This window comes from Kitasatospora sp. NBC_01250, from assembly GCF_036226465.1.
Lineage (GTDB): Bacteria > Actinomycetota > Actinomycetes > Streptomycetales > Streptomycetaceae > Kitasatospora.
Genome location: NZ_CP108476.1, coordinates 35,496 through 62,129 on the forward strand (window position 1 = coordinate 35,496; position 26,634 = coordinate 62,129).

Sequence of the window (26,634 nt, forward strand, 5' to 3'; positions counted from 1 at the left end):
CGCGCAGCGCGTCCAGGTAGTACGACGGCTTCGGCCCACGCTCGGCGCGGTATGCGCGGCAGGGTCAGGTGTCACCTGGTCCGCGACGCCGGCACCCCCTGCATCGAGCAGCGGGCCGACGCGCTGCGCGCCGAGATCACCGCGGCCGGCCACACCGCGACCACCGCGCCCACTCTCGAACTGGCGCTCGCCTTCCAGCACACCGTTACCGGCGACAACGCCCAACTGGAGGCCTCGGCCGAGCGACTGCGCGCTCTCACCGCCGGCGGCGACTACGCCTACTACCTCGACATCGCGGCGTCCATGGCCGACCAGGAACCCACCGCCTGGTCCGGGACCGCGTGGCTGGACAGCCAGGACATGGTCCGTACCCGCTGGCGCCGCCTGGTCCTCGACCGCCGCACCACCGCACGCCGAGACGGAGCCACCCGATGACCCTGCGACCTGACCAGTGGGACCTGCTCACCACCCTCGCCCAGACACCCAGCGGCTGGGTCGCAGAAGGCCCCACCGACGAGGGCCGGCGCCGACGCGCCACCGCGGTCCGCGAACTCGCCCCCGAGGGCCTGTGCGAGCTCGCCTCCGACCAGCTCCTGCAGAAGCTGCGCGACCACGACGGCCGCCGGCCCGCGTGGGCCGCCCGGATCCTGCCCGACGGACAACCGGTTCTGCGCTACCGCGAGCTGCACATCGCCTCGGCCACCGGCGAACTGCCACCCCGGCCGCCCGTGCCCGCCGGGATCGACCTCACCGGGTCGGAGGTCGACGTCCTGCGACGCATCGTCGCGCTCGCGCCCCTGCTGCCCAGCGCCCGGACCCAGGCACTCGCCGACGCCCTGGCCCATGCCATGCCCGGAACCCCAGGCAATCACTGGGTGGTACCCGCCAACGCCGAGCACCTAGACACGATCGAGGCCGCCTTACGACTCCAGACGCTCACCGGCGCCAGCACCAGCACCAGCTACCACTGCAGTGTGCGCAAACACCGCAACAGCCACGAACCCCCGGTCCGCCTCACCCACGACGCCCCCGGCACCTGACCGGCGGCCAGGAATCCCTACGCCGACGAGGCGGCGGGCGAGCCCGCCTTCCGCTCGCCGGCCGCCCTGCCGCGCGCCCCCGAACTCGCCTTGCTGGCGGTACCCGCCGCGGTCGTGCCCGATGCGGCCGAGGAGTACGGGGTCGCCGGGGTCCGTACTCTGGTGGTCCTCGCGGCCGGGCTCGACGCCTGCCGGGCCCGGCAGCTGAATACCGACCTGGCGCTGCTCCACTTGGAGTCCTTCGGCAATCCGCGCGTATTCTCCCGCACGGCCCGCCGGGTCACCCGCCGCCTGCCGGTGCTCACCGTCGACGCCGGGCGCTCGGCCGCCGCGCTGCGGGAGCTGCTGCCGGACGGCGCTGCGGTGAGCAGCCCGGTGGACACCATCGCGGCCGTCGACCCGATGAACTCACCCGCTGTATAGGAGTATTGACTGACAGTCAGACAGCTGACACACTGATCGTCCCGATCGTCCCGATCGCGCCGACCGCGCTGGGCAGCGGCCTCGACCCGCTGCGTGCCCTGCTGGACGGCCCCGCCCGGTACCGGATACCCGTGGCGGCAGTGCTGCCCGGCCAGGAGCCGGAGCGAGAGTCATGAACCGCAGTGTGCCCGACGCACCTCCACCGACTCCTTCGCCGAGCCCGGCGCGGCCCAGCGGTGCGCCGGGCCGCGCCGCACATGCGTGAGCCGGTCCGCCGCAGCCGCTACCCGGAGACGGGCTCCGCCACCGTGGTGGCGGCTGTCACCTCATCCTTGCCGGGGCGTCCACCAGGTCGGCCTCGTGGGCGGATTCCGGCCGCTGCGCCCGTGCTGCGGGAAGCGGGAACGCCGAGCCGGCAGACCCTGCTACCGCTCGATGCGAACCGGCACGCTGTCACAGATCTCGACGAGTCCGGTGTTCTCGTGGGAGACCGTGATGCGCAGGGGGACGCGGTTTCCCACGAGGATGTCGTTGGGCGTGACCGTGAACCTCACGGTGTACTGGACGCCGGCCTGGACCGAGGAGTCCGCAAGGTTCGTGTTGATGATCTCCACAGGGAACCCGAGGTAGTCCGCCGTCACGTTCAGGTGGAGTGCGGGGGCCGCAGAGGACGGGATGAGGTCGACCTCGACGGGGTAGGGCTTGCCGGGGTTCAGCGTCGGGTCGCTGCCGCTCACGCCGTCGATCCTGACGGCCTGGGTCGTGCCCGTGCCGCCGCAACGGGTGTACGTGACATCTCCGGCGCTGGCATCGGGTGCGGTCAGGGCGATGAACGAGGCTGTGAGGAGAAGTGTTGCCGCACCGGTCGCGATTCTTCGGCGCAGGGACGTGGGGTTCAAGGCGGGGACCTCCTGAGCAGATGGGATGGCTGTCGCACGGCGACACGGAGCGCTGTCCTCCAGCACTGGGGGGAAAGTGCGTGGTGTCGGCTCCCATCGAGATTGTTTGTCCACGTCCCGTTCGGGTGCCAACCCACTGCTCCATCTGCTGCGTTGCGATGTCGGCGGCTCAGCGGGACGGGACGACCGCGACGGGGCACCGCGCGTGGTGGATCGCCGCGTGAGCCACCGGCCCCGCGTGTGTCCCCAGCGGACTGCTCGGGCGGGGCCGGCCAGCTGAGTGGCTGCCGGTGATGCGGCTCGGGTCGCCCGGCTGACGTGTGCTCGACCTGCTCGGGTCAGCTGCGGGTGACCGCCTGGCGCAAGCCGTAGGCTGCGGCACCCAGGGCGAGCACGAGGGATCCCCAGAGCATCGAGCCGACCGGCAGGGCGAGGGCCAGGGCGAGACAGCCGGCCGCGCCGAGGACGGGGATGACGCGGAGCGGCCGTCCTTCGGCGGGGGTGAGGATCCAGGCGGCGGCGTTGGCCACGGCGCAGTAGGCCAGGACACCGAACGAGGAGAAGCCGATCGCACCGCGTACGTCCGTCGTCGCGGCGAGGACGGCGACCACTGCGCCCACTGCGATTTCGGCACGGCGTGGGACGTGGGTCGGTGCCGCCGTCGCCGCCCTGGGCTCGCTGCTGCCAGCACCGCGACCGCGACGGCCGCGTGGACGACCAGTGCCATGCCCAGCGCCAGCGGGATCGCGCGGGGGATGGTGCGGCCCGGATCGCGCACCTCCTCCCCGAGAGTCGCGATCCGCACGTAGCCGGCGAAGGCGAAGAAAAGCAGCCCGGCAGCCTGAACGACGTATTGAGCGCTTCGAGTCCTCTCCCCGATGGGAGAGGACTCGAAGCGCTCACTGACCTGACAGGGCGTCACTCACGCCTCGCCACCGCTCACCGCTGGGCCATTCAGACGACTGTCCTTGCACTGACCATCCCCTTTCCGCGAGGCTGGCCTCAGCGGTGGAGCGCACATCGCTCTCTGCCAACGGTCCTTCACGTGAGTGGGACCGTCGGCTTGTAGTGCGACGACAGGCCCGCCCACCACAAGGCCCGGATCGACGGCGGTCTCCCCTTGACCCCCTCCCGGAATAGGGCCGTACCAGAACCGCATTCGAGAACAAGAGGCAGGATCGAATGACCGCCATCGCAGGCGCATGGGTATACAAGAGCGGCGCAGTGGGGTTCAGACGCGACACCGAGGTACACGTCACCGACTGGGGCCAGGGGACCGTCAAAGCGCTCGACGACCTGATCAACGGGCTGCCCTGGGCCGACCCCGACTGTGTGTTCCACTGGCACAACAGCGGCGCCTACGGCGTCATCCAGGGCGACGAGGCGTACATCAGCGACTCGTCCGGCATTCGCAAGATCCACAACCAGTGGCCCAGCCTCCCCACCAACTGGTCTGACGGCATCACGGACGCGTGGGTGTACGAGAGCGGTGCAGTGGGGTTCAGGCGCGGCACCGAGGTACACGTCACCGACTGGGGCCAGGGGACCGTCAAGGCGCTCGACGACCTGATCAACGGGCTGCCCTGGGCCGACCCCGACTGTGTGTTCCACTGGCAGAACAGCGGCGCCTACGGCGTCATCCAGGGCGACGAGGCCTATATCAGCGACTCGTCCGGCATTCGCAAGATCCACAACCAGTGGCCCAGCCTCCCCACCAACTGGTAGACGGACCCCGGCACCGAACCGTCCACAACCGTGATGGAAGGCGAACTCGAGAGTCCACCGCACCACTTCGGTTGATCGATCAGATCTTGGGGGCCAGCGCCTTCGGCATATCGTCGCCAGCTGGGTGCGGCGGTACCGCTCAGGTTGGGTCTTGCAGCGGGAAGTTCCGGTCGAGGTTCTCGGTCCAGGTCGGCAGGGTGACGAAGCGGCCAGTGTCGTCGGCCTGGGCCTGGACGAGTTCCAGAAGGGCCGCGACGAACGGTGCTGCAGCACTGTCGGCCGGGATGGTGGCGGCGGCCTCGCGGAGCCGCTGGTGGGCGGCGGGGAAGGCATCCTTGGACCTCGCGTCCTGCTTCCTTGACCTTCGCGGCGCCGGCCTCCAGCAGGATCCGCTCGATCGTGCAGGCGAGGCACTTGCCGGTGTGCCAGATCTCCGTGACGGCCATGTCCCGGCCGATGGAGATGGTGCGGACGTCGCCGCCGTCCGGCCCGGCCTGGCAGTCCTGACAGTCGATAAGGCAGCGGGTGCTCGGCTGCTCGGCGTGGGAGTCGGCCAACAGGGCACCAGCTCCTTCCTGTGCTGCGGGCCAAGAGTGGGGCCCGACCTGGAGCGCCCATCCAACGCCCGGCCGAACAGCAAGGTCAACACCTGTGAGCGGGCACGGTCCGTCAGGTGGCTGCGTAGGTGAGAACCGAGAGCGCTTGTCGATGGGTTCTGTCCTTGGACAGCGAAGTTAGTCGACGACGACGCTCTGACCTGCGACGACTGAGTTCATCGTCAGCAGGAGTGGAGCTCCGTAGTTGATCGCTAGGGGCGGATGGCGATGGTGCTGACGGTGCCGTTGCCCCAGACGGTGGTGTTCATCATCATGCGTCCGTCCAGCGACACCGCGGTAAATTCCGGCACGAAGCGCGTAGTGAACAGTGTCGCGAACCCGCTCCGTAGCTGGGTCACCTCGCTCGTGACCAGGTCCCAGTCGTCGAGGAGGCGGACCTGGATCCAGGCCCAGCCGTCATCTTCGGGCTCTCCGACCGTAGGGTGCGTGTTGTCGTCGATGCCGAGGAGGAACTCGCGGTCCTGGTCGAAGAGTCCGTATTGCGTTGCCATGCGATACCAACTCGCGTTGACCTTGTCAGCCGTGTCCGGGGCATCGATGTCGGCGATCTCGTCCGGGTATGAGTCGAATCGCCCGTGCTCGGGGCGGGCACTCGCTGGCGAGCACCCCGCGGGCAGTGGCGGCAGCGGGACCTCGTCCCGGCGCCGTTGCACGAAGTGAAGCCCGGCGGGTGCGATCAGGGCGGCTATCTCGGTGTCGGTCAGCGTCACGGAGGCACGATAGTCGCAGGCAGATCGCCTGGTGTGCCATTTTCAGAGCTCCCGGAGGACCCACCCGCGAGTTCTGTCGGCGGTGGCGGCGGAGCGGTCTGCTCATTGGCTTCGTCGACTTCTAGGGACAGCGTGCCTGGGCCGACTTGATCGGTCGTCACCGAAGTAGTGGCCATTCAGCCAGAAGCCCGCCGCTGATCGGCACGCGTGCGCGCCGCCGCCGGCGATCGGGCCGCCCCGGACCAGGAACCCGCTCTGGACTGTCGTCACCGGCACCCCCGCCCCTGCCCGTCACCGGACAGATCGCACTGAGCGGCTCCTACGGCTCCGGTGGCCACAACGCCGTCCTGGCCTGCCGCCACGCCTCCTGAACCCGAGCGGAAGCGAAGCGGCACGACGTTGCCCCGGGCCGGGCCGGTGTAAGGCCGCCGGTCCGGCCCGGGGCGCCTCAAGCGAGTACTCCGGTGTCGCCGCTGGCCCCGATCAGGTCCCGTGTGCTGCGTGTTGAACCCTTACGGCCGGGTCCACGGGATCTGGTTCACGTTCGGCCAGTCGTTGCACCCAGCGTAGGGACCAGCAGTCTCCGAGCCATTGCCGTAGTAATGCTGCGAAGACCACGCGGCGCATCCGCTGTAGTCGAGCTCAGCACCCGCACGCCACGAGTCCGGGCTGGCATTGTGAATGGGCACCAGGATTGAGTCCACCACGTAGCCCTGGGTGGCGGTGGTGTACGCAGTCGAGAAGCTGAGCGGGTCGACCGGAGCGCCACCTTGGTACCCCGCGGAGGCGATCGCGACCCGGACGACCGAGTTGGGGTGCGCCTTGACGAACGAGTAGTTCCAGATCCACTCCGCCAACACGTCCCCGCAGCCGTTGTAGATCTGGGAGATGTTTCCGGCCGTCATGCCGTAAGCCGTGTAGTTCTGGGAGTCGCCGACCTGCTCTGCGTTGCAGGAGGTGGTGGCAAGAGCCGCGGCGTTGGCGGTGCCTGCCGTTCCGACGCCCATGGTCAGGGCTGCCGCTGCGGCGGTGGCGATGGTGCGAATTCGCATAGAAGGTCCCCCTTGGGTATGAATGAGCCTCTGCTGGGTTGCGGGCCAGTAGGAATCCTGGTGATCGACAGGGCGTTCAGTCCATAAAGTTGATCGAACGGTTATCCGACGCTTCCGTGCCGTGCGGCAGCGGCCCTGAACTGGTAAGGGGCCGCAACCCGGATCCACCCCGCGCTGGACACCGGGCCGTTCAGAGTGCAACGCGCCCACTGCAACACACCCAGACAGCCCTCCAGGAGGGGTGCAAACCCTCACTCCGATGAGCTGGCCCTTCTCACGCAGCATCATCTACGGGTCCCAGCAGATGGCGAAAGAACTCAAGGCCAGCTGACGTCCCGATGGTGCAGCCCGGGAGAGCACTCGGCCCGTTGCTTCCCGGCCCCCCTTCGCCGCGGTTGCGCAGCCGACGCCGTAAGGGTGTCCGGCCCCCCTCCGCCGGGACCAGCTGATCCAGATCCAGAGCCCGGCCGGAGGGATCCTTGCCACCGAGGAGATCCTGCTTCCACTCGGCCGGCGCACGGTCCTCGTCTTCGGCCCACCGGGCCTGGCTGCTGGACAACCGCGGACTGCCGGCAAGCGAGCAGCCCCGGTTGGCAGCTGCCTGACCAGCGTGCATACCGGGATTCTGACGGCTCGTGACATTTTTCTCTCCGATGTAGACGTTTGGCGCCGCCATTCGACTTCTGGGCATGAGGCATCAATCCCAACTCCCCGGGTGGACCCCGGCAGTGCCGTTCGTGGCACTGGGCCACCCGTCGTGGATCATGCTGGTCCTTGCCGGGGTACTGGCCGTGGTGGTGCGGCAGTTGGCCGAATGGCAGCGCCGCCGCACCCTGGTCGCGCTGGTCGAACGGTCGACGCTCGGCACCGTCGTGGAACAGGAGAGCGGGATGGGCGGGCCCGGAATGCGGGTCCAGGTCGGCACAGAGCAGGCCAACGGCACACCGGCTGCGGGTGAGGGGGCGCACGAGTGACAGTGACCAGGCGTATTGCGGCGGACGTCAGCGAGGCGGTCTCGGTGCTGTTCAGGGCCACGTACACGGAGGTGCTGGCCCACACCGCGGTGCTGACCGGCGACCGGGACAGCACGCGGGACGTGGTCCAGATGACGGTGTACCGCCTCATCCACAGCGGTGAGCTGCCGGCCGTCCGGGTCGGCCGGGCGTTACGGGTGCCCGCACAGGCCGTGCTCGACTACGCCGCCGTCAGGGACACCGCCCGGCTCACGACCTGACGGCACCGAGCGCCCCGCGGGGTCTGCGGCCTGTGACACGGTCGCAGACCCCGCGGGTTCCCGCACCCGTCGGCGGCGGACGGCCGTGTCGGCCCGAGCTACCGGTTCCATCCTGGTGGCGGGCTGTAGACGACGGTTTCCTGCAGTTCGGCCAGGCGGGCTTCGACAGCACCGGCCGGGTGCTGGGCGCCGACCGTGCGCAGGACGATGGCCAGGCGCCGGCCCAGTTCGCCCAGGTGCGGCTCGCCGTCCTCCAGGGCCTGCCAGCAGGCCAGTGCGTTGCGGGCGGCGAGTCTGACCGTCTCCTGGCGCGGGCTTGTCCACTGCAGGCGGTGCTCGCAGGTGGCCAGCCACCGGTCGGCGGCGCGGGCGCCGCCACCGGCGGCAGTCGCGACAGTGGCCTGGACCTCCAGCACGTCCCCCATCGACGGGGTGGCGCGCCCCTGCGAGCGCAGAACGGCGTGTTCCCAGTGGGCCGCGAGCTCGGCGGCGGTGTGGTGGTGGCCGGCGCGCAGCGCGCGGGCGATCGCGGGCCGCGGATCGTCCACCGGCTCGCCGCTCGGTGCGGGCGGCGCGGTGGGCGCCGCCGCGGCCGGCCGGGGCCGGGGCAGTTCGACGGCGACGGGCTCGGCCGGGGTGAGCAGCACGGTGCCGCGTTCCAGCCGGGCCTGGCCCGCAGCCAGCGGGTGCAGGTGGGCCAGGTGCTGGCGGTCGGGGGTGTTGCGAAGCAGCTCGCTCAGGGCTCGGGTGTAGGCGGGCGCCTGGCGCGGGCCGCGTTTGATCGGCGGGGCGACGGCCCCCCATCGGGCGACGTGTGCAGGCAGGGCGAGGTCGGCGTCGCACATCGGCAGGCAGGAGGGATCGGCCACCAGGTCGAGGATCACCGTGGTGGTGGCGGGCCGGCGGTCGGCGAGCTCGCGGGCGATCCAGGCCCAGGGCAGGGCGGTGCAGCGGATCGTGGTCTCGGTGGTGCGGGCCAGGGCAAGGTGCACCAGATGCTGGCGGTGGTCGCGGGTGAGCTGGCCGCAGATGTAGAGCAGCAGCGGGCCCCGGACGGCGGCAGCGCTTCGCAGGCGGGCCAGGACGGCCTGCGGCTCGGCCGGGTCGAGGAGTTGGACCAGGTCGGCGGGCCCGCGCCAGTGGGGCAGCAGGCCGCGCACGGGCACGTTCGCCATCGCGATCGCGCCCGGTTCGGGGTCGAGCAGCCGTCGGCGGCTGCGCTGGGGGGCTGCGGCCAGCAGCAGCACCTGACCCCGCACTTCCTGGTCCTCCCCGGTGATCGTCATACCGGCACAGTAGCGCCGGCCTGTGCCGGGCGGCGCAAACGGCCTGGGTCCGGACCGTGCGGACGGTCCGGACCCAGGCCTGAAAGCGGAGGGGTCAGGGCGTGTGGGCGGCTCCGACCCGGACACTCTGGACGGTGCTGGTCATCACGGGGCTGGGATTGCTGGTAGTGGTACCGGAGCCGTGGCTGCCGACGCCGAACAGCAGCAACAGGATCAACAGGGCCACCCCGCCGCCACCGCCGGCAACGGCGACCGTCGTGCCGCTGATCTGCCGGGTGTGGGCCCGCACGTACGTGCCATCGGCCCGGGTGTGGCTGCGAACGGGAACGGTGAAGGCGCCGTCGGCGGCAGTGGCGCGGCCACCGACTGCAGCGGTCCTGCCGTTGACCTTCCGGGTATGGGCCCGCACGTACGTGCCATCGGCCCTGCGGTGGCCGCGAACAGGAACGGTCTTGGTCATGACTCCCCCAGGAGGGTTGTTGAGTGCTCCCCGCACAACCGCCGAGTACAGCACCCACCACTGACAACTACGGCTGCTTTGAAGTGAGTTGGACCCTGACCTGCACATTTGGACAAGTGTTCGCACATGACAGGGGCCCGCACCCCCGGAGACGAAGGCGCGGGCCCCTGGGGCGGGACGGGGTCAGCCGATCGGTCCGGCGGTGGGTGGGCCCCTGGGGCAGCAGCCGGTACACCCCGCCGAACTTCTCCAGCAAGGAGGTCCAGGCTCCCCCGTGCCCGGGCGCTCCAGTGTCCAGCTCGGCGTAGGACTGCTCGACGGCCAGCAGCACGGGGCAGACCGCGCCGCACTCGCTCGCCGTCACGCACACCGAGGTCCAGCGACAGGCCGACCGCCTCAGCGGCGGGCTGCCCTTCCTCCCGGGCACGGTCCAGGGCGGCCCGCTCCTTCCCCTCCCCCTCCCCCTGCTCCTGCTCCTGCTGCCGGCGGCGGCGGGCCTCGTCGCTCTCCTCCAACCGCCGACGGTGCTGCAGATCGGCCTCAACGACCGGGCCGACAGGGGCCGGCTCTTCGACGGCGAAGGAGCCGCTCACGGGTCCACTCCGCCGGGCCCCGGTTCGCGGGTGACGGTCGGGCCGCGGTCCTCCAGCCCCCACCCGCGCAGCGCGGTGCGCACCAGGCGCCGGGCAGCCGAAGCGGACTGCGGCTCGTACAGCAGCAGCGCCCTGGCGGCGTCGGCGACCGGCGGCCGCGTCGGGGTCTCGACGGTCGTGGTCACCGGGCGCCTCGCACCCGCCGGCGCCGCCCCGGCGCGGCCGCAGCCGGAACCGGTGGGCGAGGTATGGGGTGCGCGGCCACGGCGGGTACTCCGCTCTCTCGTCGGCGGTGACGGCTGCGCCCACCCGACGGGGGGCAGGCGGGCGCAGCGGCCCCAACTCGCCCGCCGGGGTCCGGGGGTCCGGTCCGTCACGGCGGGCGACGGTTCGACGGTAGGGAGTAGCGGCGGGGGCCTTCAACGAGGTTGCGCCATCTTGCGCGAAGTCACCCGAGAGTGGCTATCGCCGCTGTGATCAGATGACGGGCCCCGGCTCCGTGGACGGCCATGGACGCCAGGTCGGTGAAGGTGCGCACGTAGTCGGCGATCTCGCGCGGCTGGGTGATCCGCAGATAGCCGGAGGTCAGCTCGACGGCCGCCTCCGCCTCGTCGAACAGGTAGAAGTCCTCGACCGGCAGGTGCGGCCGGTCGGGCCCGGTCGGGATGACGCCGACGCTGACGAACGGGCTGGAAGAGACGGCTAGCAGCTGGCCGAGCTGAGCCGCCATCGTCTCCGAGTCGCACACCGCGGCGCGCAGCACCCACTCCTCGATCAGCAGGCCGAAGCGGTGCCGGCCGGAGAACAGCATCCGCTGGCGCTCCAGCCGGGCCTCCATCGCGTCGGCGACGTCGTCGACTTCGACGCGGGCGCGAAGGATCGAGCGCAGGACTGCGGTGGTGTATTCGGGGGTCTGCACCATGCCCGGCATGACGCGGCTGGCGTAGACGCGGAACAAGCCGGTGCGGCGGTAGAGGGCGGCCACGAACTCCTGGGCAGCGCGCAGCCCGCTGCTCTCCATGCGGCGCCACTCGGTGTACATGGAGTCGACCGCGCGGGCGGCGGCGATCAGGTCGGGGACCTGGTCGCCGGCGCCGCAGGCGATGCACCAGGCGCGCAGGTCGTCCTCGGACGGGGCGGACTTGCCGCTCTGGATCCGGGAGGTCTTGGCCGGGTGCCACCCGCAGCGGGCGGACAGCTCGTCACCGGTCAGGCCTGCGTCCTTGCGCAGGCCGACCAGGCGGTTGGCGAGCGCCTTGCGCGCCTCGATGACGCTGGACGACGGGGACGACGACATGGTGCTGGCTGCCCGGGGGGTGGTGGTGGACGGGTTGATCAGACGGCGTACCGGGCGTGCGGGACAGCCCGGTCCCAGACCGCCTCGAAGGCGCCGGTCACCATCTTCACCACGGCCGGATCCGCGGTGACCTCGTGACCGGCCCACTGGCCGTCACCGGTGAACCAGTGGAACAGAACCAGGCCCCCGTCGACCAGCCACAGGTCGTTGCCCGGCAGCGCGAGGTCGGAGGCCTTCGACCTGGGCAGCCAGCGGACCTGTTCACCGAGCGCGACGTTGTGCCGCTCGGTGATCGCGTGCTCCCACCGGATGTAGGCGGTCACCGGCTCCGAGACGATCCGAGCCCGGCGCATCACCACCCCGCGGCCGACCGTCTCCTGCACCAGGGCAGCCCAGGAGGTGTACTCCTCCGGCAGGTCATACGCCTCGGGCCGGTCCACCGGGAGGCCGGCTCGCCAGTCGGCGAACACCGGGTCGTCCATGTAGGTGTCGCGCATCTCCAGGTGGCAGGCGGAGCGCTCAGCGCTCCTCAGCAGGGCGCCAAAGTCCGGAACGCTCGGCTTCATCGCGCACCTTTCGCAGGAACGGGATCATTCGGACCGGGATCCGGATGACGCCTTCGTAGTCCGGGACGCCGGTGGGGTGGCCCTCCACCCACTCGGTTTCGCTGATCACGCGGTACATCTCCATCTCGGGCAGCCAGCCCTGAATGACGATCTCCGCCTTCTCGTCCTCCAACCACACGGTCGGAGACCCACCGTTGGGCGTGTCCGGGTCGATGCCCCTGAACCGTAGTGCCATGACCGCTCCTTGTGCCAAGCCGGTTGCGGATCCTTGCGCCTCCACCGTTCCGCTCGGCTGACGCACCGTCAAGAGCACGCGGGCGCAGCCGGGCGGCCCGGGCCCCACGTCCCCCGGGGTAAGAACTTCCGGCCCCGGGCCCACGGGTCGGATCGGGTGTCTACCTGACGGGAAGGGCGATGGACCGTTCCAAGGCCCGCTGTGCGAGCGGAATGAACGAGAAGCCCCCCTTGGCTGAGGCCGGCGTCGGTGCGGATCCACTACTGAGTCTCATTGGTCGTCGGGGAGGTGCGGCTGTGGTCGAGGGCGATGCGGGTCCATCGCCGAAGCTGGAAGATGATCTCGGTGGCGCGCTGGTGACCGTTGGCCAAAAACGGCAGGACCATGAGGGCGGGCACGACAGCCATGGTGACCAGGATCATCGGGCACAGGGCGAGTGCGACGAGAACGGTCCGCTGACAGGCCGCCAGGTGGCGGGTGAGTGCGTGGTACATCTTCTGCCTTTCGCTGCGGGGTCGTTGGGCCTTCCCCTAGGCTCCCAGTAGGGCGTGGCGTTGCGCACGGTGGTACGGGTTGCCGAGTGGCGGCACGCGTTGCCAAGTGGCGGCAACGCGTGGGCAGCCACAGGGAGTGATCTTGTTAGAGAAGTGGCTACCGCCACCGGAACCGGTGGAGCCGGGGCAAGCTCTCGAACCGGCAGTCGAGGCGTTCACCCAGTTCCTGAGCGAGCTGTTGCGAGCCCTCGCGCCGACATCGATCACCCGGTACGCAGCGCGCTGCAACCGCGACAAGGGCTCGGTCTCGCGCTATCTGAGTGGCCAACGCATCGCGCCTCGGGATTTCGTCGATGATCTCCTGCGCCATGTCGCCGAGAAATACGGGCGACCGGTGACGCCCGAGGTTCAGGAACAGGCGTACCGACTGCGGATGGCGGCTCTGTCCGTTCGGAGCAAGTCGGGACACGAGGTTGAGGTGCTCCGCGAGCGGCTGGGTGCGGCTGAGCGCGAGCTTGCCCGGGCGGGCCTGCGGGAGCGGACGTTGTTGAAGGCGTTGCAGGACGCGGAGCAGCAGGCCTACCGAGCGGAGCAGCGGTACCGGCAGTTGGAGGCTGACCTGGCCGTTGGTCAGCCCGACAGCCTGGTTGTCATCGAGCGCGTCCAGCTGTCAGGGGCAGCCGGCGGGCTGCGCGACGAGTTGTCTGGGCTGCTGTCCGAGGTGGAGGGGCTCCGTGAGGAGCTGGCGCGTGCCCGGGACCTGAAGGGCCAGAGCGAGGACAGGTGCCTGCGCCTCGAGGAGCAGTTGCTGGGGCTGGAGGCTGAATTTGATGCGCAGCGTGCGAGTTGGGCCGAAGGTCAGATCTCTGACGCCGCACTGACTCGTCTGGCACTGCTCAGCGATGTGGGCGGCAGGGTCGGCACCACCTTGGATCTGGGTGCCACTGCCCGTGAGCTGAGCGAGATGCTGCTCTCCCTCGCTGACCTCGTCTGCGTCGACCTGCTGGAACGGCTCTTCTGGGAGTCGAACCTGCCCACCGACCCGCCGGACAGCGACTCGCTGCTGAGGCGGATGTCCTATACCTGGGATACCAAGTCCGGAAACTGGGGCGAGGTCCTGCAGAACGGCACGCTTCCCTTGGTTCCCGCGAGTACGGCGATCGGTCTGGCCCTGCGGAGCGGCCAGGAGGCGCTGGTCCCAGTGATCAGCGAGGACCTGGCGGAGGATTACGCGGTCGCGCTCGGCGGCGACACCAGTCTGGTCCCCCTTGTGGCTGGCTGCTCGGTCGTGGCGCTGCCGCTTTCCGCCCGCGGCATCATGCTCGGCGTCGTGCATCTCCTGCGGCTTCCTGGCAAGGCTCCCTTCGCACAGCCGGATGTCTCGCTCCTGCGGGAAGCGGCGGATCGTGCCGCGCTCTCGTTGGACAATGCTCGGCTCTACCTCGCCGGCTCTGCAGAATTCCGCGCTGCGGAGCAGCGGGGGCAGATCATCGGTGAATACCAGCGCGCGCTATTGCCCTTGTGGCTGCCCCAGCCCAGCGGCGTGCGTTTGGCTCACCAGTACCTTCCTGGCCAGTCAGAAGAGATTGTGGGCGGCGACTGGTACGACGCGGTCCCGCTGCCCGGCAACCGGGTGGCACTCTTCGTCGGCGACGTGATGGGTCACTCGCTGACCTCGGTGGCTGTAATGGGCCAGCTGCGGACCAGCGCGAGGACCCTGGCCGCCCTCGACCTGCCGCCACACGAAGTGCTCTACCACCTGGATGAGCTGGCCCAGAGTCTCGGCCGGGAGCAGCACCTGGCCACCTGCGTGTTCGCCGTCTACGACCCGATCGCCAACCGGATCGTGTTGGCCAACGCCGGGCACATGCCGCCCGTGCTGATCCATCCCGACGGACGGGCCGAGTTGCTCGAACAGCTCCCTGCGGGCGCGCCGATCGGGGTCGGCGGGGTGGACTTCGTCTCCCAGGAGCTGGAGACACCGCCCGGCTCGGCGCTGCTGCTTTACACCGACGGGCTGGTGGAGACCCAAGATCAGCCGCTCTCGGTCGGTCTGAAGCGGTTACGGGACCGGCTCTCCGGGGCGAATCAGCTCACTCCCGAGCGACTCTGCCACGAGGCGCTGCAGATCCTGCAGTCCAGCGACCGCGGCGACGACATCGCCCTGCTCGCCGCAGCCTTCGACGGGATCCCGGCCAACGACGTCGCCTACTGGTACCTCCAGCCGCGCAACGAGACCCCGGGCCGGGCCCGCCGGCTGGCTGGCCGCGCGCTGCGCCGCTGGGGGCTCGACGAGCTGGCCGCGGACACCGAGCTGATGATCAGCGAGCTGGTCACCAACGCCGTCCAGCACGCCAAGAAGCCCATCACCCTGCGTCTGGTCCGCACCTTGGTGCTGCGCTGCGAAATCGGCGACGACAGCCCCCAACTGCCCCGCCGCCGCAGGATCGGCCCGGACGAGGAACGCGGGCGCGGCCTCGAACTGGTTGCCAAATGCGCCGACTCCTGGGGCTCCACCCGCCTGGGCGGCGGCAAAATCGTGTGGTTCGAACAGCGGCTCCCCCACTGACATGGTGTCAGCGCTTCCTTCCTGGTCCGCCCGCGCCTCTGCTCTCATGGCCGACAACAGCCGGGCACGATGGAGCAACGCAGGCAGGCGGCGCCCGCCCGCAGCGGCGGTTGCGTCACAACCGGTACTGGGCCGTCTCGTGACCTGCGACAGCAAAACGTCGCAGGTCACCGCGCGACGAAACGGTGACGACGGCTTCCTCTCACGCTCAGCGGCAGCAGCCCCGCCACGCGCAGGGGAAGGCACCCATCCCCTCCAGGGCACAGCACGCGCCAGCTGCTGGCGCGGCAACGAACAAGCTGCTGGATGACGGCGCGGCAGGGCGGATAAAGTCATGCCCGGTATGTCGCCGGGGAAGAGGTCCGCAGCGAGGAGTCGGCTCGTGTCCACCTACGGGATCATCAGCCTCTACCGCATGGTGGAGCAGCTGGAAGGATCGATGTCCGCCCTCAGGGTGCTGATCGACGGCGCGGTCGCGGGCAGGATCCGCGTCGGAACACGGGTGGAATTCCCGGTCGCGCCCGGGACCCACCTGGTGCGACTCTCCTGGTGGGGCGGGATCGGCAGCGCCCCGCTGGTCCTCGACGTGCCGCCCGGCAGTCGCCACCAGCTGCTGGCACGGAGCGTCGGCCTGCGGGATTCGCGCTTCCGTCTGGGCCGTTCGATCAGCCTGACCGTGATCTCCTCGTCCGGGGCCTGACGGCAGACACAGCCGGCCCCGCGGGCCGAGGCCCCCGACGCGCCACCACTGACTGACGCTGTCTGCCGCAAGCAGCGGCGGTGAGCCGACTGCAGAAGAGGGCGTCCCCGCTGGATCGCACCGGTCCGGTGGCCGGTAGCGTGGGGATCTTCGCCGGGTGCGCTCCTGCGGAGTCCTCGAAGGCAGACGCCGATGACCGACATGCACGCTCTACGTGCGAAGGCTCGCCTCGACGCGGCGATGGAGGGCCTCGCAGTCTTCCGCGGGGTGACCGCTCACCCCGAGGAGGCCAACTGCGAGTGCCACTGGGGCAGCGCGGAGGAGCTTGCCCTCCTCAAGGTGCCGGACGTGAGGCTCGATCCCGACCTCCTCCGGCGGACCTGGCAGCCTTCGGACTGGCGCGACCACGCCTCAACGAGCAGACCTGGTCCTGAAATCCCTGCTCGTCTCCGCCGGCGCCTCCGGTGCTTCTACGATGAGTGCAGGCCGCCCGCGCGGCCGGTCACGGAACGAGAAGGAGAGTGTCGGTGTTCAACGCGCACATGGGCAGGGTCGGGCCGGGCGTCGTCGTGCTGGCGCTGGAGGGCGAGTTGGACTACCACAGTGTCGTGCAGGTCGACGAGGCCCTTGCCGCGGTGCAGGAGGACGGCCCGGTCAACGTGCTCATCGCCGACTGCGCCGCGCTGGACTACTGCGACTCCACCGGCGTCTCGGCCCTGATCCGGTGCTATACGGCGGTCCAGGGGGCCGGCGGGTCGTTCCGCATCGCCGAGATTCCCGCGAACTTGGGCCGGATGTTCGAGATCACCGGCCTGAGCTCGCTCTTCACCTGCCATGACACCGTCGCCGCCGCGCTGAAGGACGTCGCCGCGCAGGCCGGGGACGGGTCGGACGAGGCCGGCGCCGCCGTGCCGTCGGAGCTGACCGAGGAAGGGCAGTGGCGATGACCGCGAGCGACGAGGCACCCCATCGTTCGGCGGTCCACCACCGCGGGGGTCCTGCGGGAGGGCAGCGGGATCTCCGAGGGCTGTTCGGCGAGTCGATTGCCGCCTTCGCCTCCCTCGCCGGTCCGGCCCACGTGCTGGAGAGCGCGAATGCCGCCTTCTTCGACGCGATCGGGGGCGACGCGCGCCGCCGCACCGGCATCGCCATCGCTGACCTGGTGCCGGAGCTCGCCGACCAGGGCTTGATCGCCTTGCTCAACTCCGTCTACCGCACCGGCAGGGCCCATACCGAGCGCGATGCCCGCATCCTCCTGGGGCCCGAAGGAGAAGTCCGGGAACGGTATTTCGACTTCACCTACGAGCCGCGCCGCGACAGTGGCGGCAACGTCGTCGGAGTCACCGTCGTCGGTGTGGACATCACCCAGGTCAAGCATGCGCAGCGGCTGGCCGCCGAGCACCGGGCCCTGCTGGAGCAGATCGCCCGGGACGCTCCGGTGGAGCAGGTCCTGGACGGCATGGCCCGGGCGATCGAGGAGTCGACGCCGGGTGTCCTGGTCTCCGTGCTCCTCGCGGATCCGGACGGCCGCCGCCTGCGGCACGGTGCCGCGCCCAGCCTGCCGGCCTTCTACAACGAGGCCATCGACGGTATCGCCACCGGTGAGGGCGTCGGGTCGTGCGGAACGGCCGCGCACCGGCGCGAGCCGGTCATCGTGACCGACATCGCCACCCACCCGTTCTGGGACGACTTCCGGGACCTGGCGGCCAAGGCCTGCCTCGCGGCCTGCTGGTCGACCCCGATCATGGGGCGCGACGGCGAACTGCTCGGCACCTTCGCCATGTACCACCGCTCGCCGCGCGCTCCTCAGGAGGCGGACCTGGCACTGAGCGCCGTGTTCGCGGGCACCGCGGCTCTGGCCGTGGAGCGCCATCGCGCCGAGGTGGCCCGCTCGGCGGCGGAAGCCAGCGAGAAGGCGGCCCGCGACGGTCTCGCCTTCCTGCTCGACGCCGGCACCGCCGTGTCCCAGGACCTCGACTTCACCCAGAGCCTGCAGCGGCTGGCGCGCTTGTGCGTCCCGGTGCTCGCCCCGCTCTGCGCGATCGACGTGGTCGACCAGGGGCGGCTGCGGCGGATCGCCACCGCCGGCGTGGACGCAGCCGGCGAGCGGGTCCTGGCCTCGCACACGCCCGTGTACGACGCCGAGAACACCGTGGCGCGGGTCCTGGCCTCGGGCACCACCGAGGTCGCCCGTCGTCCGCCGACCGGCCCTGGTCCCTGGAGCGATCTCGCGGTCACCGGCTACCTGTGCGTCCCGCTGCTGGACCGCGGGCGCCCCTTCGGCGCCCTCACCCTGCTGACGAACAACCACTACACCCTCGACGGACACACGGTGGCCCTCGCCGAGGAGCTCACCCGCCGCGCCTCCCTGGCAGCCCGCAACGCCCGCCAGTACACCGCCCGGGTGCAGCTCTCGCGCGACCTGCAGGCCGGACTCCTGCTGCCCGACCCGCCGGACGTGCCGGGCGCCCGGATCGCCACCCACTACCGTCCCGCCGGCGAGGGCCTCGACGTGGGCGGGGACTTCTACGACGTCTTCCCGATCGCCGACGGCCGGTGGGCCTTCATGATCGGCGACGTCTGCGGGCGCGGGGCGCTGGCCGCCACCACGACCGCGCTGGTTCGCAACACCGCCCGTGCCGTCGCCCGCCTCGTGCCGGACCCGCCCGCTGTGGTGTCCGCGGTGAACACCGCCCTCCTGGAGCGCCCCCGCAGCCATGGCACCGGCTTCGTGACCCTGGTCTACGGCGAGCTGCGGCCGGCCGGCGACGGCCTCGCCGTCAGCCTCGTCCGTGCCGGTCACGTCGCCCCACTCCATCTGCGCACCGGCGCCCGGGTCGAGGAGGTCCAGAGCGAGGGGATGCTCCTCGGAGTCGATGCCGGCCTGCGGCTCCAGGCCGCGCAGTTGCGCCTGCAGCCGGGCGAGAGCCTCGTGACGGTCACCGACGGGATCACCGAGGCCCGCTCCGAGCACGGGGTGCTCTTCGGCGAGCAACGCCTCGCCGCCGCGGTGGCCGCCGCCCCTCCCGGCGCCGGCGCCGACGTCGTCCTGGAGAGCCTGGTCTCGGCGATGCGGGCCTTCAGCGACACCGCAGCCGAGGACGACGACCAGGCGGTGCTCGTCATCACCGCCGAGTGAGGGGCGCCCCGTCGGCCGCAGCCGGCGGGGTCCGTGCGTCACAGGGATCGCGGTGCGTCCGACGTCGGCACCGTAGAGTTCGAACGGGTGTGCTTCAGGTGCCGATGGGCAGTGGCCGCTCGAGGGAGAGGACGGGATCGGATGGGGCAGCCTGAGGGCGCGGAGCACCGAGCACCGGCGGTGGCCGGGGTCGATGTGTTCGACGGTGACCACGAGGTCGGCCGTGATCTCGCCAGGGTGGACTGGGCCGCGACCGCGCTGGGCGTCCCGTCCGGCTGGCCGCAGAGCCTGCGCACGGCGGTCAGCATCCTGCTCTCCTCCCGGTTCCCGATGTGGATGGCCTGGGGAGAGGAGCTGACGTTCTTCTGCAACAGCGCCTACCGGCGCGACACCCTGGGCCACAAGTACCCCTGGGCGCTGGGCCGGCCGGCCAGCCAGGTGTGGGCGGAGATCTGGAGCGACATCGGTCCGCGCATCGACACCGTTCTGACCACGGGACAGGCGACCTGGGACGAGGCACTGCGGCTGTTCCTGGAACGCTCGGGATATCCGGAGGAGAGCTACCACACGTTCTCCTACAGTCCGCTGCGCAACGACGACGACCGCGTGGTCGGCATGCTGTGCGTGGTCAGCGAGGACACCGAACGGGTCATCGGCGAGCGGCGCATGGCGACCCTGCGCGACCTCGGGTCCGACCCCAGCGTCGTTCGCACCGAGCAGCAGATGCTCGCCTTCACCGCCCGGCAGCTGGACCGCAACCCGTACGACCTTCCCTTCACCCTGACCTACCTGTCCCAGGGCGACGGCTCCGCCCGCCTCTCCAGTACGACGGGAATCCCAGCGGGCCACACCATCGCCCCTGCGGTCCTGCCGGCCGACGGCCCGGCGACGCTGTGGCCCTTGGCGGCGGTACGCCGCGGAGAGCCGGTCCTGCTGACGCTCGGCGGCCCCGCGTTCGCCGACCTGCCCACCGGCGGCTGGACGGAGGCGCCCACCCAGGCGCTTGTCCTGCCCTTGCTGCAGCAGGGCGGCGCGCCGTACGGCTTCCTGGTGGCCGCACTCAACCGTTACCGGGCGCTGGACGAGGGGTACCGCGGATTCCTCGAACTCGCCGCCGGGCACGTCGCGGCCGGTATCGGCAGCGCCCGCAGCTACCAGGCCCAGCAGAAGCGTGCCGACGAACTCGCCGAGCTCGACCGGGCCAAGACCGCGTTCTTCTCCAACATCAGCCATGAGTTCCGCACGCCGCTGACCCTGATGATGGGTCCGCTGGAGGAACTGCGTGGCCGGCTCTCCCCGGTCGACCCGCAGCTGCGGGCCGAGTTGGACGCGATGCACCGCAACGGCCTGCGCCTGGGCAAGCTCGTCAACACGCTGCTGGACTTCTCCCGCATCGAGGCCGGCCGGATGCAGGCCGCCTTCGAGCCCGTCGACCTGGCCGCGGTGACCGCCGAGCTGGCCAGCGTCTTCCGCTCCGCCGTCACCAGGGCCGGCCTGGCCTTCGAGGTGGACTGCCCGCCCCTGGCCGAGCCGGTGCACATCGACCGGGGTATGTGGGAGAAGATCGTCCTCAACCTGCTCAGCAACGCCCTCAAGTTCACCTTCGAAGGCTCGATCCGCGTCGCCCTGCGCCGCGAGGGGGAGCACGCGGTCGTCACGATCGCCGACACCGGCGTCGGAGTGTCCGAAGGCGAGATGCCGCGCCTGTTCGAGCGCTTCCACCGCATCGAGAACGCGCGCTCGCGCTCCAACGAGGGCAGCGGCATCGGGCTGGCCCTGGTGCAGGAACTCGTCGAGCTGCACGGCGGGACGATCACCGCCCGCAGCACGGAGGGACAGGGCACGGCCTTCACCATCCGTCTGGCGCTGGGCCACGCCCACCTGCCCGCCGACGCGCTCGTCCCGGCCGGGCGCTCCGAGGGGTCGGCCGCCGCCCCGTACATCGCCGAGGCTCTGCGCTGGCTGCCGGGGGACGATTCTGCCGGCGCCACCGAGGGCACGACCGACGCACCGGGCGGACAGCCGTCCGAACCGGCCGCCCCCGCGCGCGTGCTGGTGGCCGACGACAACGCCGACATGCGCGAGTACCTCGGCCGCCTCCTGCGGGGCGCCGGCTACCACGTCGAGCCCGTCCCGGACGGCCAGGCCGCCCTGGAGGCCATCCGCACCCGGGCGCCCGACCTCCTGATCAGCGACGTCATGATGCCCCGGCTGGACGGCCTGCAACTGGTCGCGGCCCTGCGCGCGGACACCCGCACCGCGGCCGTGCCCGTCCTGCTGCTGTCTGCCCGCGCCGGCCAGGAGTCCTCCATCGAGGGCCTCGACGCCGGCGCCGACGACTACCTCGTCAAGCCGTTCAGCGCCGCGGAACTGCTGGCCCGGGTGCGCACCAACATCGACATGGCCAGGCTGCGCAACCGCCACGCGCGCTGGCGCACGGCCCTGGTCGACTCCCTGCAGGAGGCGTTCTTCGTCTGCGACGAGCGGGGCGACGTCATCGAGATCAACTCCGCGTTCACCGACATCCTCGGTTACGGACCCCAGGGGCTGCCCTACCGCCGGCGCCACCCCTGGTGGCCCGACCCCGGCGTCGACCCCGAGGGCCATCGGCAGGTGGAGGACGCGTTCGCCCGACTCGTCGGCCAGGAACGCGGCAGCTGCACCATCCCCGTCACCCACCGCGACGGCCGTCGGCTGTGGGTGACGGCCGCCTTCAACCAGGTCCAGGACCCCGACACGAGCCGCCGCGTCATCGTCGGAACCTTCCGCGACGTCACCTCCGAGCGCCAGGCGACCCGGCGGGAGCTGGCCCTCGCCGCACTCAGCACGCGACTGGCGGAAGCCGCCAACCTGCCCGACGCCCTCGACGCGGCCCTGGCCGAACTGCGGCACGTGTGGCAGGCCGACGAGGTCCTCGCCGCGGTCTTCCCCGAGGGCGGCGAGCCGGTCCTGACCGCGACCGACCCGCAACTGGCATGGCGCGACCTGTCGGCGGCACGCCGCGACACCCTGGCCGCACTGCGCGAGCAACCCCCGCTCGCCCCGAGCGCCGGCCCGGCGGGCGGCGCCGGAATCGTCCTCGAACACCCGCAGGGGCCGCTGGTGCTGTGGATCGATCAGGGCGAACGGCGGTCCTTCACCGAGCAGGACCTGCTGCTGCTCTCCCTGCTGGCCGGACGGCTCGCTCAGGGACTCACCCGGGCCCACCAGATCGACCAGCAGCGTGAGACCGCGATCGCCCTGCAACGCTCGATCCTCGGCCCCTCCCTCCTGCCCCAGGGCTTCGCCGTACGCTACGAGCCGGCCGCCCGCCCGCTGGAGGTCGGCGGCGACTGGTACGACACCGTCGCCCTTCCGGGGGGCCGCATCGGCATCGTGGTCGGCGACTGCGTCGGCCGCGGCCTGAAGGCCGCCACCGTCATGGGCCAACTCCGCAGCGCCTGCCGCGCCCTGCTGCTCCAGGACCCCTCACCCGCACGGACCCTCACCGCCCTGGACCGCTTCGCCGCCGACGTCCCCGGCGCCATCTGCACCACCATCTTCTGCGGCATCCTCGACCCCGCGACCGGCCACCTGGTCTACTCCAGCGCCGGCCACCCGCCCGGCATCCTCGCCCACCCCGACGGCACCACCCGGCTCCTGCAGGACGGCCGGGCCCTTCCGCTGGCCGTCAGGGTCGGCCAGAACCGGCCCGAGGCCCACTGCGCCATGCCGCCCCGCTCCACCCTGCTGCTCTACACCGACGGCCTGGTGGAGCGGCGCCGCCGCCCCCTGAACGAGGGCATCGATCAGGCGAGCACCGCCGTCCAGGAGGGGCGTGCCACCCCGGTGGAGGACCTCGCCACCGCCATCATGAGCACCCTCGCCCCCGCCGGCGGATTCGACGACGACGTCGCTCTGCTGCTGTACCGGCACCCGGCCCCCCTGGACGTCTCCTTCCCGGCCGAGTCCGGGCAACTCGCCCCCGTGCGCAAGGCGCTGCGGACCTGGCTGGACCAGTGCGGGCTGCCCACCCACACCGTGCAGAACGTCCTGGTCGCGGCCGGCGAGGCCTGCGCCAACGCCATCGAGCACGGCCACCGCCATGCTCCCGGCGCCCGGATCCACCTGCGCGCCGCCGCCACCGCCGCCGATCTGCGGCTGACCGTCGCCGACACCGGCACCTGGAAAGTGCCCCAGCCCGAAGCCAACGCCCACCGCGGCCGCGGCGTTGCCCTGATGAACGCCCTGATGCAGCAGGTCACCATCACCCCCGGCATCGCCGGCACCGTCGTCGACATGCACACGAGGATCTCCTGATGACCACCGCACTCACCCTGACCCCCGGCCGTCGCCCCGACGGCTCGACCGTGCTGCGCGCCGTCGGCGAGATCGACATGAGCAACGTCGACACACTTGCCGCCGCCATCGACGAGCAGGTCGCAGCCGCCACCCCGCTCGTCGTCGACCTCCGTGCGGTCGAGTACCTGGACAGCGCCGGCCTGACCGTCCTGTTCGCCCGTGCGCACCAGATCCACCTGATCACCGGTCCGCTCCTGGCACCCCTGCTCGCCATCTCCGGTCTGACGCAACTGACCACCGTCCACGGCCTCGGCGACGAACCCACGCGCTGAGCACCACCTGGGCGAATCGCGCGGGGGCGGTGCGGGGCAGACGGTGACTGGCAGATCCCGCCTTCCGCCTTCCCCTCTGGCCACCTCTGACGGCCGACCCCGCGCACCACACCGGCATGAGGATCGGAACATCATGAGTCGCGAACCGGACCCAGCCGTCCTCTACCCGGATGTGGCCGCCCACGGCAGCCTCGCTGCAGCACTCCGTAGCGAAGCCGCGGCCCAAGGCATGTCCCTTCCCCTGGCCGTCACCTCGTCCGATCCGCTGCGTCATGCCACGATCACCAGTGTCGTGCGGCATCGCCACTCGTCCTACGTCGCGGCGTGGCATCACGAGCGGAACTGGACCTTCTGGGGCTCGTCCAACAACAGGCTCATGATCTGCGGCAGCACCAAGGACATACGCGAGCTTCCCCAAGTGATCCGCGGCTGGGCCGAGGGGGCCGGCCTCGACGAGATCAGGAGGACCGCGACCTTCGACCTTCTGACCGGCCGTTTCGAGGTCCCCGACAACAACCCCGCCGACGTCATCGCCTCGGAGTGGCAGTGGCTGCTGAAGGACGCCGATCGCGCCGACTGGCCGCAGTACCAGGCGCTCATCGAGTCCGCCCATGCCGAACCGAAGCTCCGCAGGCTCTACCCCTACACCAGCCACTGGGCACTGGGTTTCACCGAGAAGCCCGACGTCCCGTACTCCACCCCGTCCTTCGTCTCGATCGGCTCACCCTGGGGAACCGGCGACTACACCATCAGAGAGTGGTGGAACGGCCCCGACCTCCACCATGCCGCCACAGCCGCCGAAGCCATCGCCATCGCCGTCGGCCGGATCCCCGCCGACCTGCTCCGGACGTCGTCCGAGCAGCCTGCACGAGACTCCTGACAGCGCCACCATACGACCCGGAAGGTGGTCAGGACGCCAGCAGGACCCGTTTCCGCAACAGACCCAAAACCGGCCCGGCCGTACATCTGGCGTTGATCATGTTGATTCGGTCGACGTGGCCCTCGACGACGCCGGAGCTCCACGGCAGTGTCAGGCCGGCGCTGACGGCGGCGAGGGTGAACCGCTGCAGGGCCGCGTGCTCCAGGACGGTGATCAGCACGAACGCCGCCGAACGCACCCTCGCGTCGTGTGCCTCCAACTGCGCGTAGTACGTGGGCATGCCCGCCTGGACCGCGGCCGAGACACGCCGTTCGAGGTCCTCGCCCGCCGGGCAGCGCTCCGCCCGGGACCTCTCGCTGGTGCCCAGGTGCACCAGGAACCCCAGAGCCACCGCCTGCACCCCCCCGCCCGTTCCGAGCAGCTGAGCCGCACCAAGAGCGGCACCACCGGCGCGGCCGGGAGCAGGTAGCTGCCGGAGTGGCTGTGGAAGACCAGGTCGAACAGGCGGTCGCCCCAGTGGCGAGCCTCCGGGTAGTCCTCCGCGGCGGCCAGCCCTCGCAGCACATCCGGTATGGCGACCCGTCAGGGCGTGGGCGTCCTGGGTGCGCGGGACGGGCATGCCGCCGAGGCAACATGCCGGCCGCAGTGCCGGGTGTGCGGGTTCAGCAGGGTGGGTTCAGCAGGGTGGGTTCAGCAGGGTGGGTTCAGCAGGGTCGAGGATGGCACTCCCCAACCGAGCTAAACGGTCCGACGGGTCAAGAAGAGAGTCGTGACGTAGGGCTCGACGACAGGTTCGCCGAGGCTCTCCGCAGCCTGTGCGATCTTGTCCAGGACCATCTCCCGTCGATGGGGCGGCAGATCGAGGAGGTGGGAGAAGGTCGCGAACAACCGGCGAATCTGTGCGGGGTTGAACACTGCCTCCCACCTGAGGGTCGTCACCTCCACGGGGCCGAATCTGTCGGCGGCGCGAAGGTCCGCGACGCGGTCCTGGATACGCAGGGCATAGGGAAGGTGACCGGTCCCGCGGTCCTTCTCCGGCAGGTGCCGGGCATGGATGCGTTCCACGTGGGCACGAAATGCCGTCGGGCGCTCAGGATCGCCGAAGGCCGTCCACCAGGCGGCCAGCCAGCCCTCCGGCTTGAGCGCATCCGCGATCTTGGGTACCGCAGTACAGGGATCGAGCCAGTGCAGGGACGTTGCCGCCACGGCGAGGTCATAGGTGGCGGGCTGAATCGGCACAAGGTCGAAGTCGCCTTCGGCAATGCTCAACGGCTTCCCATGGAAAGCCCCTCGCAGCTGACGGGCCATTTGTTCACCGAATTCCACCGCGTGGATTCGGGCGCCCCGGGCCAAGAGCTCCCCAGTCGCCTGGCCGGTTCCCGGTCCGACTTCCAGTACGTGACAGCCCGGCCCCAAGCCGCAACGTTCAGAGAGAATCTCATAGACCCGCGCCGGATAACCGGGGCGTCCGCGATGGTAGGCGCCGGCATCGGCATCGAATGTCCCACGAAGCCTGAGCCGCATCGCGGCCTCACGCTTCTTCGACTGTTCATGCACAATGCCACAGCCTATGACGAGATTTCCCCGAAGCGGTCGCCGACCCGCCCTACCACGGCCACATCGTTCCTGGCCACCTTCCCCGGTGAACCGCACACCGCACACCCCCGCCCCGGACGGCGACACCGATCACCGCTGGCCGGTCATGTGCGGCGCGTGCCCGGAATCGGGTATCCCGACGAGGATGACGTCGACCAGTTGCCGTACCGCTCGGGGACGTCCCGCCAGGGACTGCCCACCCGGAACCGCCACATGATCGCATCGAACTGCCGCCGCAGGTCCGGGATCGGCCCCGTCGCCGCCATCGGCAGGAACGGCTCGACCAACTCCCACTCACTGCCCGTCAGATCCCGCGCGTCATGCACTCGTTCTACCAGCCGCCACGCCGCCGAGGAACCCGAACCGGCCCAATCATGATCTGAATTCAGATCAGTCCCTAGCCGCGAACTCGACTACATTCAGTGATGCTCACTGGTCCCCCCAGGGCGGGCATTCCGGCGCGGCGACCCAGAACTGAGCGCACCGCCCCAAACGCTGTATGCAGT

27 protein-coding genes and 1 pseudogene are annotated in these 26,634 nt (G+C 70.7%); 14 read left to right on the forward strand and 14 right to left on the reverse strand.

Translation table 11 applies throughout. From position 1 onward, the window contains the following. The first annotated feature begins 51 nt into the window (after nucleotides 1–51). The 4 genes from OG500_RS00150 to OG500_RS00165 all read left to right on the forward strand — a co-directional run bounded on the left by OG500_RS00150 (nucleotide 52) and on the right by OG500_RS00165 (nucleotide 1,639). Entirely contained in the window at nucleotides 52–435 is a 384-nt protein-coding gene (locus tag OG500_RS00150) for a hypothetical protein (protein ID WP_329575015.1), read from the forward strand. Then, a complete protein-coding gene (locus OG500_RS00155; protein WP_329575018.1) occupies nucleotides 432–1,040 on the forward strand; it encodes a hypothetical protein in 609 nt (202 codons plus the stop codon). The genes OG500_RS00150 and OG500_RS00155 overlap by 4 nt, the downstream gene beginning before the upstream one ends. A gap of 90 nt (nucleotides 1,041–1,130) precedes the next feature. Further along, nucleotides 1,131–1,463, forward strand: a complete 333-nt coding sequence (locus OG500_RS00160; RefSeq protein ID WP_442906983.1) for a hypothetical protein — start codon at nucleotides 1,131–1,133, stop codon at nucleotides 1,461–1,463. A 5-nt stretch (nucleotides 1,464–1,468) separates the two neighbouring features. Further along, entirely contained in the window at nucleotides 1,469–1,639 is a 171-nt protein-coding gene (locus OG500_RS00165) for a hypothetical protein (RefSeq protein WP_329575022.1), read from the forward strand. A gap of 249 nt (nucleotides 1,640–1,888) precedes the next feature. On the opposite strand, the gene OG500_RS00170 is transcribed toward OG500_RS00165, so the two are convergent. Together OG500_RS00170 and OG500_RS00175 are read right to left on the reverse strand one after the other, a co-directional pair. Next, on the reverse strand, nucleotides 1,889–2,362 hold the full coding sequence (locus OG500_RS00170; protein ID WP_329575025.1) for a hypothetical protein: 474 nt from the start codon (nucleotides 2,360–2,362) through the stop codon (nucleotides 1,889–1,891). A gap of 338 nt (nucleotides 2,363–2,700) precedes the next feature. Then, nucleotides 2,701–3,212, reverse strand: a pseudogene (locus tag OG500_RS00175) (amino acid permease); the annotation flags it as partial. Between the two features lie 332 nt (nucleotides 3,213–3,544). On the opposite strand from OG500_RS00175, the gene OG500_RS00180 reads away from it, so the two are divergent. Then, nucleotides 3,545–4,087 carry a hypothetical protein gene (locus OG500_RS00180; protein WP_329575028.1) on the forward strand — a complete coding sequence of 181 codons (543 nt, stop codon included), beginning with the start codon at nucleotides 3,545–3,547 and terminating at the stop codon, nucleotides 4,085–4,087. An 808-nt stretch (nucleotides 4,088–4,895) separates the two neighbouring features. On the opposite strand, the gene OG500_RS00185 is transcribed toward OG500_RS00180, so the two are convergent. Together OG500_RS00185 and OG500_RS00190 are read right to left on the reverse strand one after the other, a co-directional pair. Continuing rightward, on the reverse strand, nucleotides 4,896–5,414 hold the full coding sequence (locus OG500_RS00185) for a hypothetical protein (RefSeq protein WP_329575033.1): 519 nt from the start codon (nucleotides 5,412–5,414) through the stop codon (nucleotides 4,896–4,898). Nucleotides 5,415–5,926: 512 nt separating this feature from the next. Next, nucleotides 5,927–6,466: a hypothetical protein gene (locus OG500_RS00190; RefSeq protein WP_327064270.1), complete on the reverse strand. Its 540-nt coding sequence runs from the start codon at nucleotides 6,464–6,466 to the stop codon at nucleotides 5,927–5,929. Between the two features lie 689 nt (nucleotides 6,467–7,155). Between OG500_RS00190 and OG500_RS00195 the strand changes: the two genes are divergently transcribed. Continuing rightward, nucleotides 7,156–7,440, forward strand: a complete 285-nt coding sequence (locus tag OG500_RS00195) for a hypothetical protein (protein ID WP_329575042.1) — start codon at nucleotides 7,156–7,158, stop codon at nucleotides 7,438–7,440. 71 nt (nucleotides 7,441–7,511) lie between these two features. Beyond that, complete coding sequence (locus OG500_RS00200; RefSeq protein ID WP_329587334.1) at nucleotides 7,512–7,700, forward strand: helix-turn-helix domain-containing protein; 189 nt, start codon at nucleotides 7,512–7,514, stop codon at nucleotides 7,698–7,700. Nucleotides 7,701–7,798: 98 nt separating this feature from the next. On the opposite strand, the gene OG500_RS00205 is transcribed toward OG500_RS00200, so the two are convergent. From OG500_RS00205 to OG500_RS00235, 7 genes are all read right to left on the reverse strand, one after another. Then, nucleotides 7,799–8,986, reverse strand: coding sequence for a hypothetical protein (locus tag OG500_RS00205; protein WP_329575045.1), 1,188 nt, complete (start codon nucleotides 8,984–8,986; stop codon nucleotides 7,799–7,801). 94 nt (nucleotides 8,987–9,080) lie between these two features. After that, entirely contained in the window at nucleotides 9,081–9,446 is a 366-nt protein-coding gene (locus OG500_RS00210; RefSeq protein WP_327064273.1) for a hypothetical protein, read from the reverse strand. Between the two features lie 589 nt (nucleotides 9,447–10,035). Next, on the reverse strand, nucleotides 10,036–10,224 hold the full coding sequence (locus OG500_RS00215; protein WP_327064274.1) for a hypothetical protein: 189 nt from the start codon (nucleotides 10,222–10,224) through the stop codon (nucleotides 10,036–10,038). 263 nt (nucleotides 10,225–10,487) lie between these two features. Beyond that, the gene (locus tag OG500_RS00220) at nucleotides 10,488–11,336 is read right to left on the reverse strand and encodes a helix-turn-helix domain-containing protein (protein WP_327064275.1); all 849 of its coding nucleotides are present in this window, start codon (nucleotides 11,334–11,336) and stop codon (nucleotides 10,488–10,490) included. Nucleotides 11,337–11,374: 38 nt separating this feature from the next. Continuing rightward, on the reverse strand, nucleotides 11,375–11,902 hold the full coding sequence (locus tag OG500_RS00225; RefSeq protein ID WP_327064276.1) for a DUF6879 family protein: 528 nt from the start codon (nucleotides 11,900–11,902) through the stop codon (nucleotides 11,375–11,377). Further along, nucleotides 11,856–12,137: a hypothetical protein gene (locus tag OG500_RS00230; RefSeq protein ID WP_329575048.1), complete on the reverse strand. Its 282-nt coding sequence runs from the start codon at nucleotides 12,135–12,137 to the stop codon at nucleotides 11,856–11,858. Before OG500_RS00230 ends, OG500_RS00225 begins: the two co-directional genes overlap by 47 nt. A gap of 260 nt (nucleotides 12,138–12,397) precedes the next feature. Next, nucleotides 12,398–12,631, reverse strand: coding sequence for a dTMP kinase (locus OG500_RS00235; RefSeq protein ID WP_327064278.1), 234 nt, complete (start codon nucleotides 12,629–12,631; stop codon nucleotides 12,398–12,400). A 142-nt stretch (nucleotides 12,632–12,773) separates the two neighbouring features. On the opposite strand from OG500_RS00235, the gene OG500_RS00240 reads away from it, so the two are divergent. From OG500_RS00240 to OG500_RS00275, 7 genes are all read left to right on the forward strand, one after another. Further along, nucleotides 12,774–15,200 (forward strand): SpoIIE family protein phosphatase, encoded by a 2,427-nt coding sequence (locus OG500_RS00240; protein ID WP_329575051.1) that lies wholly within the window; start codon nucleotides 12,774–12,776, stop codon nucleotides 15,198–15,200. Nucleotides 15,201–15,582: 382 nt separating this feature from the next. After that, nucleotides 15,583–15,900 (forward strand): hypothetical protein, encoded by a 318-nt coding sequence (locus OG500_RS00245; RefSeq protein ID WP_327064280.1) that lies wholly within the window; start codon nucleotides 15,583–15,585, stop codon nucleotides 15,898–15,900. 527 nt (nucleotides 15,901–16,427) lie between these two features. Then, on the forward strand, nucleotides 16,428–16,847 hold the full coding sequence (locus tag OG500_RS00255) for an STAS domain-containing protein (RefSeq protein ID WP_329575055.1): 420 nt from the start codon (nucleotides 16,428–16,430) through the stop codon (nucleotides 16,845–16,847). Beyond that, a complete protein-coding gene (locus OG500_RS00260; protein WP_327064282.1) occupies nucleotides 16,844–19,039 on the forward strand; it encodes a GAF domain-containing SpoIIE family protein phosphatase in 2,196 nt (731 codons plus the stop codon). The genes OG500_RS00255 and OG500_RS00260 overlap by 4 nt, the downstream gene beginning before the upstream one ends. 141 nt (nucleotides 19,040–19,180) lie before the next feature. Beyond that, nucleotides 19,181–23,338, forward strand: a complete 4,158-nt coding sequence (locus tag OG500_RS00265) for a SpoIIE family protein phosphatase (protein ID WP_329575060.1) — start codon at nucleotides 19,181–19,183, stop codon at nucleotides 23,336–23,338. Next, nucleotides 23,338–23,652, forward strand: coding sequence for an STAS domain-containing protein (locus tag OG500_RS00270; RefSeq protein WP_329575062.1), 315 nt, complete (start codon nucleotides 23,338–23,340; stop codon nucleotides 23,650–23,652). Before OG500_RS00265 ends, OG500_RS00270 begins: the two co-directional genes overlap by 1 nt. Before the next feature lie 133 nt (nucleotides 23,653–23,785). Then, nucleotides 23,786–24,532 (forward strand): DUF6193 family natural product biosynthesis protein, encoded by a 747-nt coding sequence (locus tag OG500_RS00275; protein ID WP_329575064.1) that lies wholly within the window; start codon nucleotides 23,786–23,788, stop codon nucleotides 24,530–24,532. A gap of 28 nt (nucleotides 24,533–24,560) precedes the next feature. On the opposite strand, the gene OG500_RS00280 is transcribed toward OG500_RS00275, so the two are convergent. The 3 genes from OG500_RS00280 to OG500_RS00290 form a co-directional block, all read right to left on the reverse strand. After that, entirely contained in the window at nucleotides 24,561–24,923 is a 363-nt protein-coding gene (locus OG500_RS00280) for a hypothetical protein (RefSeq protein WP_329575067.1), read from the reverse strand. 347 nt (nucleotides 24,924–25,270) lie between these two features. Next, complete coding sequence (locus tag OG500_RS00285) at nucleotides 25,271–26,089, reverse strand: class I SAM-dependent methyltransferase (protein ID WP_329575071.1); 819 nt, start codon at nucleotides 26,087–26,089, stop codon at nucleotides 25,271–25,273. A gap of 143 nt (nucleotides 26,090–26,232) precedes the next feature. Then, a complete protein-coding gene (locus tag OG500_RS00290) occupies nucleotides 26,233–26,454 on the reverse strand; it encodes a transposase (protein WP_329575074.1) in 222 nt (73 codons plus the stop codon). Between the last annotated feature and the right edge of the window lie 180 nt (nucleotides 26,455–26,634).

What these genes read in the sequence shown, in the direction of transcription:
- OG500_RS00180 (WP_329575028.1), top strand. Translation starts at nt 3,545, where the DNA reads ATGACCGCCATCGCAGGCGCATGGGTATACAAGAGCGGCGCAGTGGGG.
- OG500_RS00210 (WP_327064273.1), bottom strand. Translation starts at nt 9,446, where the DNA reads ATGACCAAGACCGTTCCTGTTCGCGGCCACCGCAGGGCCGATGGCACG.
- OG500_RS00270 (WP_329575062.1), top strand. Translation starts at nt 23,338, where the DNA reads ATGACCACCGCACTCACCCTGACCCCCGGCCGTCGCCCCGACGGCTCG.
- OG500_RS00225 (WP_327064276.1), bottom strand. Translation starts at nt 11,902, where the DNA reads ATGAAGCCGAGCGTTCCGGACTTTGGCGCCCTGCTGAGGAGCGCTGAG.
- OG500_RS00260 (WP_327064282.1), top strand. Translation starts at nt 16,844, where the DNA reads ATGACCGCGAGCGACGAGGCACCCCATCGTTCGGCGGTCCACCACCGC.
- OG500_RS00230 (WP_329575048.1), bottom strand. Translation starts at nt 12,137, where the DNA reads ATGGCACTACGGTTCAGGGGCATCGACCCGGACACGCCCAACGGTGGG.
- OG500_RS00150 (WP_329575015.1), top strand. Translation starts at nt 52, where the DNA reads ATGCGCGGCAGGGTCAGGTGTCACCTGGTCCGCGACGCCGGCACCCCC.
- OG500_RS00155 (WP_329575018.1), top strand. Translation starts at nt 432, where the DNA reads ATGACCCTGCGACCTGACCAGTGGGACCTGCTCACCACCCTCGCCCAG.
- OG500_RS00265 (WP_329575060.1), top strand. Translation starts at nt 19,181, where the DNA reads ATGGGGCAGCCTGAGGGCGCGGAGCACCGAGCACCGGCGGTGGCCGGG.
- OG500_RS00235 (WP_327064278.1), bottom strand. Translation starts at nt 12,631, where the DNA reads ATGTACCACGCACTCACCCGCCACCTGGCGGCCTGTCAGCGGACCGTT.
- OG500_RS00220 (WP_327064275.1), bottom strand. Translation starts at nt 11,336, where the DNA reads ATGTCGTCGTCCCCGTCGTCCAGCGTCATCGAGGCGCGCAAGGCGCTC.
- OG500_RS00205 (WP_329575045.1), bottom strand. Translation starts at nt 8,986, where the DNA reads ATGACGATCACCGGGGAGGACCAGGAAGTGCGGGGTCAGGTGCTGCTG.
- OG500_RS00190 (WP_327064270.1), bottom strand. Translation starts at nt 6,466, where the DNA reads ATGCGAATTCGCACCATCGCCACCGCCGCAGCGGCAGCCCTGACCATG.
- OG500_RS00195 (WP_329575042.1), top strand. Translation starts at nt 7,156, where the DNA reads ATGAGGCATCAATCCCAACTCCCCGGGTGGACCCCGGCAGTGCCGTTC.
- OG500_RS00275 (WP_329575064.1), top strand. Translation starts at nt 23,786, where the DNA reads ATGAGTCGCGAACCGGACCCAGCCGTCCTCTACCCGGATGTGGCCGCC.